Consider the following 12,236-nt stretch of genomic DNA (forward strand, 5'->3'; position numbering starts at 1 on the left):
TGTCAGATATCCCAGCGCACTTTCCCCCGACCCCAACTTACCTTTCGCCCCCGGCCGTAGCCTCCTTACCCCCCGGCGCGAACCCCCGGTATGGACGGTATCGTCGTCGCCGGGACGAGTTCCGGCGTGGGGAAGACGGTCGCCACGCTCGCGACGCTGCGCGCGCTCTCGGCCGCCGGGTACGAGGTTCAGCCCGCGAAGGCCGGCCCGGACTTCATCGATCCGAGCCACCACGCCGCGGTCGCCGGCCGCCCCTCGCGGACGCTCGATCCGTGGCTCGAGGGCGAGGAGGGGATGCGTCGCAACTACTACCGCGGCGCGGCAGACGCCTGTGGGTCGCGCTCGTCCGCCCGGAGCGCGGGATCGACCCCCGTCTGCGTCGTCGAGGGGATGATGGGACTCTACGACGGGGACGTGAGCACGGCGCGGGTCGCGGCGCTCCTCGACCTGCCGGTCGTGCTCGTCGTCGACGCGAGCGCGGGGATGGAGAGCGTGGCCGCGACGGCGCTCGGCTTCCGCGAGTACGCGGCGCACGCCGGGATCGACGTGGACGTGGTGGGATTGATCGCCCAGCGCGCGCACGGCGGCCGCCACGAGCGGGGGATCCGCGAGGCGCTGCCCGCCGACATCGCGTACCTCGGGCGGCTCCCGCCGCGCGAGGACCTCGAGATCCCCGACCGCCACCTCGGCCTCCACATGGGCGACGAGGCACCGCTCGACCGGGAGGCGCTGTCGGCCGCCGCGGAGCACCTCGACGCGGAGCGCGTGCGCGAACTGGCGCGCGCGCCGCCCCGCCCCGAACCGCGAGAGAAGGGGCCGCAGACCGGCGCGCGCGTCGCCGTCGCCCGCGACGACGCCTTCCGCTTTCTCTACCCGGCGACGGTCGAGCGCCTGCGCGAGCGAGCGGTCGTCGAGACGTTCGCGCCGACCGCCGGCGACGACCTCCCCGAGTGTGACGGGGTGTACCTCCCCGGCGGCTATCCCGAGCGCCACGCCGCCGCCCTCTCGGAGAGTCCCGCGCTCGAGACGATCCGGGAGCGCGCGCCGGAGGGGCTCCCCGTCTTCGGGGAGTGCGGGGGGTTGATGGCGCTCGCGGAGACGCTCGAAGCGGACGGCGAGACCCACGAGATGGCCGGCGTCCTCCCGGCGGACGTGCGGATGTGCGACCGCTATCGGGCGCTGGATCACGTCGAACTCCTCGCGCGGCGGGACGCACCCACCGCGCGGGCGGGCGAGACGCTGCGCGGTCACGAGTTCCACTACTCCGAGGCGCGCCCCGCGGGCGACGCCCGCTTCGCGTTCGACGTGGCGCGCGGCCGGGGGATCGACGGCGAGCGCGACGGCCTCCTCGAGTACCGGACGCTCGGCACGTACGCGCACGTCCACGCCGAGAGCGGCGCGTTCGACCGCTTCGTCGAGTCGCTCTAGTCCTCGTCCTCCCACGCGCCGACGTCCTGCCGACGGAGTTCGCCCATCGCGTGCCACTGTCGGGGCCGGAACGCGACGAACGCGAGCAGCGCGTAGAACAGGGCGACCGCGGCGGTCACGAGCAGTCCCGATATCGCCCCGACCGCGGCGCTCGCCGGCCACTCGGCGTCGGGCGTGAGGACGGCGACGCGGAGGAGCCACGCGAGGAGGAGCAGCGAGAGCAGCGGGAGGTAGATCCGCCGGAGGCGGTGGACGATCGCCTCCTCCCTGCCGATCTTCGCGACGGGGCGGCGGTAGTCCTCGCTCAGCTCGCGCCGCCACTGGCGGTCCTCGACGCCCGAACTCGGGTCGAGCGCGTTGGCGAAGACGTTCTCCTGGAGCAGGCGCACCCGCGATCGCCAGATGTCGTAGCCGCGGTACCGGCGCGCCTCGATGACGAGGAACATCGTCACCGCGGCCACGCCGACGAGGATGATGTAGTGAGGTCGGTCGGGGCTGCTGAACGCCCACGTGAGGATGGCGGCCATGATCGTGACCGCCCAGTTGGTCGTGCGGTCGAGGCGCTCGCGCCAGAACTTCATGCGGTGGATCTCGCCGCGGTAGAGGTGGGCGAACGCCGACCCGGGGCTCATCGTCTCGTCGAACAACCCCTCGCCCACGCTGCGCTCTCGCTCCCCGGTCGGGTCGAACTCGGAGTCGGTGTCGTCGTGTCGGGCCATCGTCTCTCCGTCGTCGATCCTCGATCGTCGTTGGCGATTCGTCCGCAAAGCGGCACTGCCCGGATATGACGACCCTATAAATCGTCGCGACCGGCGGCCGACGGTACCTTCATCGATCCGTCTCCGCTACTGCTCGACGGGCGGGGAGGCGGCCGTCTCGTCGTACTTCCGGCGGAACTCGCCGATGAGCTGACCCATCTTCGCGTACCAGTCGTTGAGCAGCCGCTGCATGTCGTCCGCGATCGCGTCAGGGTCGGTCGGCCGGTAGACGTGGTAGTAGCCGCCCTGCTCGTAGTTCACCTGGTCCTTCTGGACGAACCCCGTCTGCAGGAGCCGCTGGATCGACCGGTAGGCGGTAGAGCGCTCGCGGTCGACCCTGTCGGCCACCTCGTCGACGGTGAGGGAGCCGTCGCTCTCGACGAGGACGCGAAAGACCTCCTTGTCCAGGTCTTTCAGCCCGTGAATGCACTCGAGCAAGCCCTCGCACTCCATGTCCTGCTTGAGGTACTCGCTCATCGAGTCTGCCATCTCGGCTCGAGGTAGGTATCGGGCCCTGAAAAGGGTTGTGCAGTGTATGCACGACCGCGCACACCGGCGGGCCGGAACCGGTGAGCCGCCCCGGATCGACGGTGTGCCGCCGCGGGCAGCCCGTTCAGTCCGCCGACGGCGCGGACGTCCGTTCGTCGCGGAGCGCGGCGACGCTGCTGTAGACGACGGCCCCGCTCACGAGCAGCGCGGCCACGACGATGATGGCGAGGCTCACTGCGTCGAGGCCGTCGATGCCGTAGGCGACGCCGACCTGGCGGACGGCGACCGCGAGCGCGCCGAGCAGGAGCATCGCGCCGAAGTAGCCCGTGATCCCCTCCTCGTCGACGAGCCGCGTCGCGGCCGAGCCGATCCGGGCACCGAAGGCGCTGCCGACGAGCAGGGGGGCGACGACGCCGAGGTCGACGCCGCCGGACTGCGCGTAGAGGAAGCTGCCGACGGCCCCCGACACCGTGATCTGGAGGATGTCGGTTCCGACCGCGACCGCGGCGGGGACGCCGAACCCGTACGTCATCGCGGGCATCAGCAGGAACCCCCCGCCGACGCCGAGGAACCCCGCGAGCACGCCGACGACGGTGCCGATCGCGAGGATCACCCAGACCGATACCGCCGGGCCGCCGGTGAGAGACATCGTCGGCGGGATCGAGACGCTCTCGAACAGTCCCTTCGGCCCCTCGGGCTCGCGTTCGTCCGTCCGCCGGGATCGCGAGTCGCGCACGACGAACGCGCCGACGAGCGTCAGCAGGACGACGTACGCGCCGGAGACGACGGCGTCCGCCAGGCCGAGCGCTTCGAGCCACAGCACGCCCCGCTTTCCGACCTCGATCCCCGCGGTGACGCTGACGGTCATGAGCGCCGCGAGTCCGTAGTCGACCTGTCCCAGATCCCGGTGGCGCAGCGCCCCGATGACCGACGTTCCGAAGACGAACGCGAGCCCGCTCCCGACGGCGACCCTCGACGGATACCCCATCGCGAGGAGCGCGGGCGTCACGAGGAACGACCCGCCCATCCCGAAGAAGCCGAACAGGACGCCGATGAGCGTCCCGAACCCGACGAACAGCGCGAACGCGACGGCGCTCACGCCGAACAACTCGACCGACATCTCACTCGCGTACCAGCGCTTCCTTCACGTGCGGGCCCGCGAACCGGGACAGTCCACCGTATCCGACGTACAGTACCAGGGATTCGACGAGTACCAGTCCGACCGGCGTCGCGGCCTGTACGAACCCGGCGAGCGGCTCCGACCCGAGCATCGTCAGTTCCATTCCGTCGGCCGTCGCAGCGATCGTGTGCGAATCATGCTTTCCTCTCCGTCACCGGCTAGCCGGCTGCTCGTATTAACGGTTTTGGGTCAACTACACAATACTATATCCCCGTATCCTACGCATGAAGATCCACAGGTTATCGGTGGCTACCCGGCCGGAAGCGGTCCGACGGCGTGACCGTCACGAACGCACCGGCCGCGCTCCGGACGGACGCGGTCGCGACGCGGACGCAACCGGCCGTGGCCCGCGCTCAGTAGTAGTAGAGGTCGATCCGGTGGCCGCAGTCGCAGCCGACCTCCCGTCCCCGGAGGCGGCGCTTCGCTCCGGCGTCGTCGGGTTCGGCCTCCACGACCGCGGTACAGTTCGGACAGCGGACGGAGACGATCGGAGACACGACGCGTCGAAGGCCGCGGTCGGGCATAGTTACGCGATTCGTAACCGACGACAGTCACGGTTATCCGCTCCGTTACGCGGCGGGGGCAGTCGGTACTCTCATCCCGACCCTCACCGTACCCTCTCGAACCCGAACGATCATGACCGACGACCCGGACACCGACGCCCGCGACGCGCGGCTCGACGCCACCCCCGGACGGGGCGTCACGCCCGAAGCACGGACCATTGACCCCGCCGCCCCCGAAGAGTTCGGCCTGGTGCAGGTCTGGTGGGGCGACGGGAAGGGGAAGACGACCGCCGCCCTCGGGATGGGGATGCGCGCGGTCGGCCACGGCTACCGCGTTCACCTGCTCCAGTTCATGAAGGGTGGCGCGTCGAGCGTCGAGGCCGTCCGCGGCGAGTACAACGCCATCGCCGCCCTTCCCGGGTTCTCCTACGAGAACGCGGGTCACTACGGCTGGCACGCGATGAACGACGGGAGCGCGGACGAGGACCACGAGCGCGAGGCGCGAGCGGGCCTCGCGCGCGCGACCGACCTCGTCGAGGCGGCCCGCGACGCCGACCTCTCGCGGCCGCTCGACCCCGACGGGCCGCCGGAGGCGGGGGTCAACATGCTGATCCTGGACGAACTGCTCTACGCCGCCGACCGCGGCCTCGTCTCGCCCGAGGCGGTCGTCGAACTCGTCGAGTCGAAGCCGGACGCGCTCGAACTCGTCCTCACCGGGAGCCACGCGCGACCGGACTACCTCGCAGAGCGCGCCGACCTCGTGACGCGCGTCGCGAAGGAGAGACACCCCATCGACGCCGGGCAGCGCGCCCGGAAGGGGACGGAGTACTGACGGCCGGATCGGTCACAGCGGAGGAACGGGAGGGAGAAGAGAGGAGAGGGAAGCGGAGAGCGGGGGAGGCGATCCCGGAGTCCCCCGGGAACTAGCCGAGGACGTATTCGAGCGCGGGGTAGCGCTCGATGAGCGCCTCGCCGTCGATCTCGTAGCGCTCGATGAGCGCGTCGAGGCCGAGGATGCGGCCCGCGCCGAGGGCGGCCACGGTCAGGAACACGAGCATGTAGGCGAGGTCGCCGTTGACCAGGCCGTGGGCGACGTCCCAGTTCCCGAAGTAGAACGTGAGCATCATCAGCGCGCCGAAGAACGCCGCGAGACGGGTCAGCGCGCCCACGATGAGCCCGAGGCCGATGAGTAGCTCGCCCCACGGGACGGCGAGGTTCGCGAACGCGACGAACCAGTCGGTGGTGCCCATCCAGTAGAACAGCCCTTCGAGCGGGTTGCCGTTGGTGGCGGCGACGTTCAGGAGGTAGCCCTGTGCGCCGAACGGCTCGGCGGCGGCTATCTTCGTCCACCCCGAGTGGAGGAACGCGTAGCCTATCATGAGCCGGAGCGCGAGGACGAACCACGCGCTGAGACTGTGCGCGCGGCCCGTGACGGTCACGCCGCCGAGGCGGGTCTCGAACCGGTTCGCGGTCGTTTGGGTCATTGTTCTCACCTTACGGATGAGGATAGTCCCCCCACTCCGATATACCCGGACGCCGGTTCCCAGTTCCGTAGAATCGAAGCGCCCCCGACAGGTTCAGGCCGACGGCCGCCCACGTCCCGAACATGTCACGCGCACGGACGCCCCTCGTCGCCGGTGTCGCGCTTCGACCGCGCGGGGGGGACGCCGACTGATGGCTCGCACGTACCTGATCGCGGGGACCGCCTCCCACGCCGGAAAGTCGACCGTCGCCGCCGGCCTGTGTCGCGTCCTCGCCGACGCCGGCGTGCGCGTCGCGCCGTTCAAGGCCCAGAACATGTCGAACAACGCCCGCGCGGTCGCGACGCCCGACGGCGGGTTCGGCGAGATCGGCGTCTCGCAGTACGTGCAGGCGCGGGCCGCCCGGATCCCCGCCACGACCGACCACAACCCCGTCCTCCTCAAACCGCGCGGCGGGGGCGAGTCGCAGCTGGTGATCGACGGACGCGCGGTCGGTCACTTCGCCGCGGGCGACTACTACGAGGAGCACTGGGAGCGCGCCCGCGCCGCGGCCGAGGCGTCCTGGCGACGGCTGGCCGCCGACCACGACGTGGTCGTCGCGGAGGGCGCGGGCAGCGTCGCCGAGATCAACCTCCACCACCGCGACCTCGCCAACGTCGAGACGGCGCGGTTCGCGGACCGCGGGTCGGGGAGCGCGGAGATCGTCCTCGTCGCCGACATCGAGCGCGGCGGCGTCTTCGCCAGCCTCGCGGGCACCCTCGAACTGATGCCCGACGACCTCCGCGAGCGCGTCGCCGGCTGCGTGATCACGAAGTTCCGCGGCGACCGCTCGCTGCTCGATCCCGGCGTCGAGGCCTTCGAGGACCGCTTCGGCGTGCCGGTCCTCGGCGTCCTCCCGTACGACGACCCCGGCCTCCCCGAGGAGGACAGCGTCTCGCTCCCGGCGGGGGGCGGGGCGGCGGTTCGCGGCGAGGACGACGGCGTCCCCGACGACCGCGCGGTCACGGTCGCCGTCCCCCGGCTCCCGCGCATCTCGAACTTCACCGATCTCGACCCGCTCGCGCGGGAACCGGGCGTCCGGGTCGCCTACCTCCCGCTCGACGCGCCGCTCGACGGCGCGGACGCGCTCGTGCTCCCGGGGACGAAGAACACCGTGGACGACCTGCTCGCGCTCCGCGCGGCGGGCTTCGACGACCGCCTCGCCGCCTTCGACGGCCCCGTGGTCGGGCTCTGCGGCGGCTATCAACTGCTCGGCGAACGGCTCGCGAACGCGAGCGTCGAGGGGACGGGCGACGCGGACGACCTCGACGGCTTCGGGCTCCTCCCGGTCGAGACCCGATTCGAGAGGGCGAAGCGGGTCGAACCGGTGACGCGTACCCTTACGGGGTGCGGGCCGCTCGACGGCGCGTCGGGTCCGGTGACGGGGTACGAGATCCACATGGGTCGGACGCGGCCGCGAGCGCCGATCGAACGGCCGTTTCCCGCGGAGGGGGAGCGCGGAGCCGAGGGTGCGGCGACCGACCGCGTGTTCGGCACGTACCTCCACGGGCTGTTCGAGAACCGGAGCGCGCGCGAGGCGTTCCTCGACGCGGTCTTCGCGCACGCGGGACTCGAGCGCCCGGCGGGGCGGGCGGCCGACTCGCCGTACGACCGCGCCGCGGCCCTCGTCCGCGAACACGTCGATCTGGAGGCGCTCTCGCTCCCCTCGTCCTCCGCGCCGGCCTAGTCCTCCTCGATGGGGACGGGACGCTCGACCCGCTCCTCGCGGCGACTCCTCGCCAGGAGTGAACCTCAAGGTTTAGATAGTATCGAGCGCCCAGGGACGGTAATGGTCGAGGCGTTCGCGGTCGCCAGCGGCAAGGGCGGCACGGGGAAGACGACGAGCACGCTCGCGCTCGGCATGGCGCTCGCCGAGGAGCACGACGTGACGGTCGTCGACGCCGACACGGGGATGGCGAATCTGCTCTTTCACACGGGGCTCGACGACGCCGACACGACGCTGCACGACGTGCTGCTCGGGGCCGCGCCGGTCGAGCGCGCGACGTACGACCGCTTCGGGATGCGCGTCGTCCCCTGCGGGACGAGCCTCGCGGCCTTCCGGGAGGCCGATCCGATCCGCCTGCGCGAGGTCGTCGCGGACCTGGCGAGCGACGCCGACGTCCTCCTGCTCGACTCGCCCGCCGCGCTGGGGAGCAGGAGCGCCGTGTTGCCCGTGGTGCTCGCCGATCGGATCGTCGTCGTCCTCCAGCCGACCATCCCTTCGCTGTCGGACGCGCTGAAGGTCCAGGAGTACGCCCGCTCCTACGGCACGGGGACGGCCGGGGTGCTGTTCAACCGCGTGCGCGACGACGGCGCGATCGATCGGATCGCGTCGAAGGCCGAGCGCTACTTCGAGGGTCCGACGCTCGGTACCGTGCCGGAGAGCGACGCGGCGGGGGCGGCCAGGCGCGCGGGCAAGCCCCTGCTCGCGCACGCGCCCGACGCCCCGGCGGCCCGCGCGTTCCGCGAGGCGGCCCGGGCGCTCGACGTGCGGACCGGGGACGCGGACGACGTGGCCGCCCGCTTCCGCAGCGCCGTCATCCCCGACCCGCCATGAGCGTCGACGCGCTCTCGATCCCGCGGGGCCGCCTCGTCCGCTCGCGGGTGGTCGAGGGCGTCGACGTCGTCCTCGCGGACGCGCTCTCGCGAGCGCTGACCGGGTACGCCGTGCTCGTTCCCCAGGAGACGCTCCTGCTCGACGAGGACGACCGCGCCGTCCTGACGTTCGAGGACGGCGTGCCGGTGCTCGCCTACCACGTCGGCACCGACGCGGGCGGGCCGCGGGCGCTCGCGGACCTCGCGCCCTGCGGTCCCTGTCGCCTCGACCTGTACGAACTCGCGCCGCGACACCTCCGCGAGGCGCACGACACCCCCGAGGTGCGCGTCCCGCCGGGCATGCCCGCGGAGCGACTCGCCGGCGACCCGTCGCTCGTCGACCGGACGCGCGAGCGAGCGCCGGCGGATCGGCTCGACGAGGGCGGGGACGGCCTCGACGCGCTCGAGGCGTTCCTCGAGGACGAGGCGCGCATCGACGCCATCCGCGAGGAGGCCCGCGCCGAGGCCGAGCGGCGGGCCGCCGAGTGGGGACTCGCGGGACACCTCGACTCGGGGACTGGAGGCGGCGATCCGTCGGGGTAGATCGTCGCGCGGAGCGGATCGTCGCGGACGGCGGCCGCCGAGCCTTCGGTGGTACGTTCAAGTGCGTCGAGACCCGATGGGTGGGTATGGCGTACCGTGCCATCCTGCCGGACGGGGACATCGAGTGCAGTCAGTATCAGGAGCGCGATCACGGGGTCGAACTCTACACGGACGCGGAGGAGTTCATCGCGTTCGTCCCCTACGCGAACCTCATCGCGGTGCTCGACGAGGACCGCATCGGGTCCGACGAACGGTCCATCATGTAGCGTCCGCGTCCGACCCCTCCTCCGCGTCAGTCCTCCCACCCGCGTCAGTCCTCCTACTCCCACCCGCGTCGGCCTCCCCGCGCGTGTCAGCCTTCCCTCCCGCGTTCGATCCCCCCGCCACGTCTCTGACGAGGCCCGCCGCCACGCTCTCGACGAGCAGATCACGCACCGCGGGGTAGCGCTCCTCGCCGAGGTCCTCGCGGTGGAGGGTGACGAACGTGGCGGCGCGGATCGCCCCGGCGACGGTCTCGGGATCGGGCCCGCGCAGGCGACCCTCCTCGAACCAGCGGGCGAGGTGCGGAACGACGAACGCGAGTTTCTCCTCGCGCAGCGCCTCGCGCTCGGCCTCGGTGAGCGAGGCCCTGATGCGGTCCAGTTCGCCGCCGACGAGCAACCGGCGCGTGAGCGGGTTCGTCTCGATCTCCCCGACGATCAGCCGCAGGAAGCGTCGGATGGCGGTCTCCGGGTCGGCCGTCTCCTCGAAGGGGGCGAGCGTGCGCGCCGCGATCTCCTCGCCCTCCTCGCGCAGTATCTCGACGTACAGCGCCTCCTTCGACTCGAAGAACCGGTAGAACGTGCTGTTCGCGATCCCAGCCGGTTCGGTGAGGTCGGCGATGGTCGTCTTATCGAGGCCGTAGCGGGCGAAGCACTCGCGGCCCGCCTCGCGGATCTCGGCGGCGACGCGCTCGCGCTCGTCCTCGCTGAACCCGCGCCCGGTCACGGGACGTCCCTCCGTCGGAACCACAGCGCCGAGAGGGCGAGGAGGGCGGCCGTCGCCGCGAGCAGGACGAGCGGGTCGGCGAGGGGTACCTCGCCCTCGACGAGTACGGCCGACGGGTCGAAGTAGTGCGTCGGACTGACCCGACCGAGCCACTCCACGTCGGTGTCGGCGACGACCGAGTCGAGCGTGAACAGGCCGAAGACGACCGCCATCGCGCCGCGCTGGGCGAGGTCCGCCCGGCTGACCAGGACGGAGAGGAGCAACCCGACGGCCGCGCACGCGAGGAGGTAGGGGATCGCGAGCAGGGTGACCGTCACGAGGTCGGCGAGCGGGACTGGATCGTCGATGAGCACCGTCATGGCGTACACCATCACCGGTGCCGCGGCGGAGAGGCCGAGGAGGGGAACCAGCAGCGCACAGAACTTCTCGACGACGACGCGGGCGCGGGAGACGGGCGTCGCGAGCAGGAGTTCGAGCCGGTCGCGCTCGATGTCGCCCGCGATCAGCGACCCCGCCGCGTACGCGAAGTAGAGGCCGAGGAGGATGGTCCACACGAAGCGGTAGAGCTGCGTCGAGAGGTACCCCTCGATGGTGCCGAGTGCGGTGATGCCGAACGCGTTCCTGATCGCGGGCGGCAGGCTCTCGGCGTACTGCTCGAAGTCGAAGCCCGCGGAGACGGAGGGAAACAGGCCGATGTAGAGCGCCGCGAACAGCCCCAGCGCGACGACGAGCGCGATCGTCCCGCGGATCCGCCGTCGCCCCTCGTAGGCGACGATCTCAAACATCGGTCGACCCCGTCGTCGCGCCGTCGTCCCCCTCCTCGATGGCGGCCCCGCCGTCCCCACCGTCCCCCTTACCGTCGTCCCCCTTACCGCCGCCCTCGTCGCCGTAGAAGCGCATGAAGGCGTCCTCGAGCGGCGCTTCCTCGATGTCGAGGTCGACGACGGTGTAGTCGAGGAGCCGTTCGAGCAGGGCGTCGTAGGGGCCGGTGTAGGTGAAGCGCACCCAGTCGTCGACGCGGAGGTCGTGAACGCCCGGCAGGGCGAAGTCGTCGGGCGCGACGGACTCCGCCACCTGGACGCGGACGCGCTTGCCGCTGCGGTCGAGCAGCGCCTCCACGTCCTCCAGGGCGACGAGCCGCCCGTCGCGGACGATGCCCACGCGATCGCAGACCTTCCGCACCTCGCTCAGGACGTGCGAGGAGGTGAACAGCGTCACGCCGCGGTCGCGCTCCTCGCGGAGGAGGCCGTTGAACCGCTCCTGCACGAGCGGATCCAGCCCGGAGGTGGGCTCGTCCATGATCACCAGCTCCGGCTCGTGCATGAACGCCTGGACGATGGCCACCTTCTGCCTGTTCCCCCGCGAGTACTCGCGTATCTTCCGATCGACGGGCACGTCGAACAGTTCGATCAGTTCCTCGCTGCGCTCGTCGCCCTTCAGCGACGCGTGGTACGCGACGAACTCCCGACCGGTGACGCCCTCGTCGAAGCCGGGATCGCTCGGCAGGTAGCCGATGCGCCGCTTGGCCTCGAGCAGGGCGCGCTCGTCGGTGACGTCGCGCCCGAGGACGCGCCCCTCGCCGGCGGTCGGGGAGAGGAACCCGAGCAGGGTGCGGATCGTGGTGGTCTTCCCGGCCCCGTTGGGTCCCAGGAAGCCGAACACCTCGCCGCGCTCGACGGTCAGCGAGAGGTCCTCGATGCCCCGGACGTCGCCGTAGTACTTCGTCAACCCCCTCGTCTCGATGGCGGTCATCGTCGGCTCACGCGCGTGTTACGGGTTATGAATATTTGAACGAACTGTTTTTGTATTCATAGACGCTCCGAACGCGCGCCTCGGCGGTGAGTTCGGAGCGGACGCACCGCCGAGGCGACCGGGCGGTAGGCCGTGGTACGATTCGACGGAGTACGGGAGGATGGGGTACGGCGGCGCGTCCCCGGCGCCGCCACGGCGATCAGTCGTCGGCGACGAGGAAGGTGCGACCGCCCCGGTGTTCGAGGTGGACGCGGTCGTGGTCGACGGCGGTTCGAGCGTACTCCTCGAGGCGCGTGGCGGGCACGTCGGAGATGTCGATCGCGCGGCGACTGTCCGACCGGTCGGACGTCTGTGCGGGACCGTTCTCGCCCGTTGCACGCGTCCTGACGACGTCGATGTCCATACCTGTCGGTTCGCGGGAACGGACTTGAACGTCAGCCATGCGCGCGGTGAAAGTGAAAGTAGCCGCCGGCGCGGGGGT

16 protein-coding genes are annotated in these 12,236 nt (G+C 71.4%); 6 read left to right on the top strand and 10 right to left on the bottom strand.

The genetic code is table 11. The features are described 5' to 3' along the window. Positions 1 to 90: 90 nt before the first annotated feature. A complete protein-coding gene (locus P1K31_RS12440; protein WP_276303642.1) occupies positions 91 to 1,428 on the top strand; it encodes a cobyrinic acid a,c-diamide synthase in 1,338 nt (445 codons plus the stop codon). Here the strand turns inward: P1K31_RS12440 and P1K31_RS12445 are convergent. The 5 genes from P1K31_RS12445 to P1K31_RS12465 form a co-directional block, all read right to left on the bottom strand. Next, complete coding sequence (locus tag P1K31_RS12445; protein ID WP_276303643.1) at positions 1,425 to 2,147, bottom strand: DUF2270 domain-containing protein; 723 nt, start codon at positions 2,145 to 2,147, stop codon at positions 1,425 to 1,427. The two genes, P1K31_RS12440 and P1K31_RS12445, sit on opposite strands and share 4 nt — an antisense overlap. Positions 2,148 to 2,273: 126 nt before the next feature. Continuing rightward, positions 2,274 to 2,675 (bottom strand): helix-turn-helix domain-containing protein, encoded by a 402-nt coding sequence (locus P1K31_RS12450; protein ID WP_276303644.1) that lies wholly within the window; start codon positions 2,673 to 2,675, stop codon positions 2,274 to 2,276. Between the two features lie 124 nt (positions 2,676 to 2,799). Continuing rightward, complete coding sequence (locus tag P1K31_RS12455; protein WP_276303645.1) at positions 2,800 to 3,795, bottom strand: sulfite exporter TauE/SafE family protein; 996 nt, start codon at positions 3,793 to 3,795, stop codon at positions 2,800 to 2,802. Between the two features lies 1 nt (position 3,796). After that, complete coding sequence (locus P1K31_RS12460; RefSeq protein ID WP_438268321.1) at positions 3,797 to 3,946, bottom strand: DUF7512 family protein; 150 nt, start codon at positions 3,944 to 3,946, stop codon at positions 3,797 to 3,799. Between the two features lie 262 nt (positions 3,947 to 4,208). Next, on the bottom strand, positions 4,209 to 4,352 hold the full coding sequence (locus P1K31_RS12465; protein WP_276303647.1) for a hypothetical protein: 144 nt from the start codon (positions 4,350 to 4,352) through the stop codon (positions 4,209 to 4,211). 139 nt (positions 4,353 to 4,491) lie between these two features. Between P1K31_RS12465 and P1K31_RS12470 the strand changes: the two genes are divergently transcribed. Further along, entirely contained in the window at positions 4,492 to 5,190 is a 699-nt protein-coding gene (locus tag P1K31_RS12470) for a cob(I)yrinic acid a,c-diamide adenosyltransferase (protein ID WP_276303648.1), read from the top strand. Positions 5,191 to 5,281: 91 nt separating this feature from the next. Here the strand turns inward: P1K31_RS12470 and P1K31_RS12475 are convergent, their stop codons facing one another. After that, positions 5,282 to 5,842 carry a DoxX family protein gene (locus tag P1K31_RS12475; protein ID WP_276303649.1) on the bottom strand — a complete coding sequence of 187 codons (561 nt, stop codon included), beginning with the start codon at positions 5,840 to 5,842 and terminating at the stop codon, positions 5,282 to 5,284. Between the two features lie 190 nt (positions 5,843 to 6,032). Between P1K31_RS12475 and P1K31_RS12480 the strand changes: the two genes are divergently transcribed. From P1K31_RS12480 to P1K31_RS12495, 4 genes are all read left to right on the top strand, one after another. Next, positions 6,033 to 7,565 carry a cobyric acid synthase gene (locus P1K31_RS12480; protein ID WP_276303650.1) on the top strand — a complete coding sequence of 511 codons (1,533 nt, stop codon included), beginning with the start codon at positions 6,033 to 6,035 and terminating at the stop codon, positions 7,563 to 7,565. 102 nt (positions 7,566 to 7,667) lie between these two features. After that, positions 7,668 to 8,435, top strand: coding sequence for a nucleotide-binding protein (locus tag P1K31_RS12485; protein WP_276303651.1), 768 nt, complete (start codon positions 7,668 to 7,670; stop codon positions 8,433 to 8,435). Then, positions 8,432 to 9,016: a DUF8054 family protein gene (locus P1K31_RS12490; protein ID WP_276303652.1), complete on the top strand. Its 585-nt coding sequence runs from the start codon at positions 8,432 to 8,434 to the stop codon at positions 9,014 to 9,016. Before P1K31_RS12485 ends, P1K31_RS12490 begins: the two co-directional genes overlap by 4 nt. Positions 9,017 to 9,102: 86 nt before the next feature. Then, positions 9,103 to 9,282, top strand: coding sequence for a hypothetical protein (locus P1K31_RS12495; protein ID WP_276303653.1), 180 nt, complete (start codon positions 9,103 to 9,105; stop codon positions 9,280 to 9,282). On the opposite strand, the gene P1K31_RS12500 is transcribed toward P1K31_RS12495, so the two are convergent. The 4 genes from P1K31_RS12500 to P1K31_RS12515 all read right to left on the bottom strand — a co-directional run bounded on the left by P1K31_RS12500 (position 9,275) and on the right by P1K31_RS12515 (position 12,158). Continuing rightward, positions 9,275 to 10,003 carry a TetR/AcrR family transcriptional regulator gene (locus P1K31_RS12500; protein ID WP_276303654.1) on the bottom strand — a complete coding sequence of 243 codons (729 nt, stop codon included), beginning with the start codon at positions 10,001 to 10,003 and terminating at the stop codon, positions 9,275 to 9,277. The two genes, P1K31_RS12495 and P1K31_RS12500, sit on opposite strands and share 8 nt — an antisense overlap. Then, the gene (locus tag P1K31_RS12505) at positions 10,000 to 10,788 is read right to left on the bottom strand and encodes an ABC transporter permease (RefSeq protein WP_276303655.1); all 789 of its coding nucleotides are present in this window, start codon (positions 10,786 to 10,788) and stop codon (positions 10,000 to 10,002) included. The genes P1K31_RS12500 and P1K31_RS12505 overlap by 4 nt, the downstream gene beginning before the upstream one ends. Further along, positions 10,781 to 11,755 (bottom strand): ABC transporter ATP-binding protein, encoded by a 975-nt coding sequence (locus tag P1K31_RS12510; protein ID WP_276303656.1) that lies wholly within the window; start codon positions 11,753 to 11,755, stop codon positions 10,781 to 10,783. Before P1K31_RS12510 ends, P1K31_RS12505 begins: the two co-directional genes overlap by 8 nt. Positions 11,756 to 11,954: 199 nt before the next feature. Then, the gene (locus tag P1K31_RS12515) at positions 11,955 to 12,158 is read right to left on the bottom strand and encodes a hypothetical protein (RefSeq protein ID WP_276303657.1); all 204 of its coding nucleotides are present in this window, start codon (positions 12,156 to 12,158) and stop codon (positions 11,955 to 11,957) included. Positions 12,159 to 12,236 lie beyond the last annotated feature (78 nt).

Source organism: Halomarina halobia (genome assembly GCF_029338575.1).
GTDB lineage: Archaea > Halobacteriota > Halobacteria > Halobacteriales > Haloarculaceae > Halomarina > Halomarina halobia.

Coding starts and splice junctions, on each gene's coding strand:
- P1K31_RS12460 (WP_438268321.1), bottom strand. CDS start 3,946: ATGCTCGGGTCGGAGCCGCTCGCCGGGTTCGTACAGGCCGCGACGCCG.
- P1K31_RS12440 (WP_276303642.1), top strand. CDS start 91: ATGGACGGTATCGTCGTCGCCGGGACGAGTTCCGGCGTGGGGAAGACG.
- P1K31_RS12510 (WP_276303656.1), bottom strand. CDS start 11,755: ATGACCGCCATCGAGACGAGGGGGTTGACGAAGTACTACGGCGACGTC.
- P1K31_RS12450 (WP_276303644.1), bottom strand. CDS start 2,675: ATGGCAGACTCGATGAGCGAGTACCTCAAGCAGGACATGGAGTGCGAG.
- P1K31_RS12470 (WP_276303648.1), top strand. CDS start 4,492: ATGACCGACGACCCGGACACCGACGCCCGCGACGCGCGGCTCGACGCC.
- P1K31_RS12445 (WP_276303643.1), bottom strand. CDS start 2,147: ATGGCCCGACACGACGACACCGACTCCGAGTTCGACCCGACCGGGGAG.
- P1K31_RS12495 (WP_276303653.1), top strand. CDS start 9,103: ATGGCGTACCGTGCCATCCTGCCGGACGGGGACATCGAGTGCAGTCAG.
- P1K31_RS12505 (WP_276303655.1), bottom strand. CDS start 10,788: ATGTTTGAGATCGTCGCCTACGAGGGGCGACGGCGGATCCGCGGGACG.
- P1K31_RS12490 (WP_276303652.1), top strand. CDS start 8,432: ATGAGCGTCGACGCGCTCTCGATCCCGCGGGGCCGCCTCGTCCGCTCG.
- P1K31_RS12515 (WP_276303657.1), bottom strand. CDS start 12,158: ATGGACATCGACGTCGTCAGGACGCGTGCAACGGGCGAGAACGGTCCC.
- P1K31_RS12480 (WP_276303650.1), top strand. CDS start 6,033: ATGGCTCGCACGTACCTGATCGCGGGGACCGCCTCCCACGCCGGAAAG.
- P1K31_RS12485 (WP_276303651.1), top strand. CDS start 7,668: ATGGTCGAGGCGTTCGCGGTCGCCAGCGGCAAGGGCGGCACGGGGAAG.
- P1K31_RS12475 (WP_276303649.1), bottom strand. CDS start 5,842: ATGACCCAAACGACCGCGAACCGGTTCGAGACCCGCCTCGGCGGCGTG.
- P1K31_RS12455 (WP_276303645.1), bottom strand. CDS start 3,795: ATGTCGGTCGAGTTGTTCGGCGTGAGCGCCGTCGCGTTCGCGCTGTTC.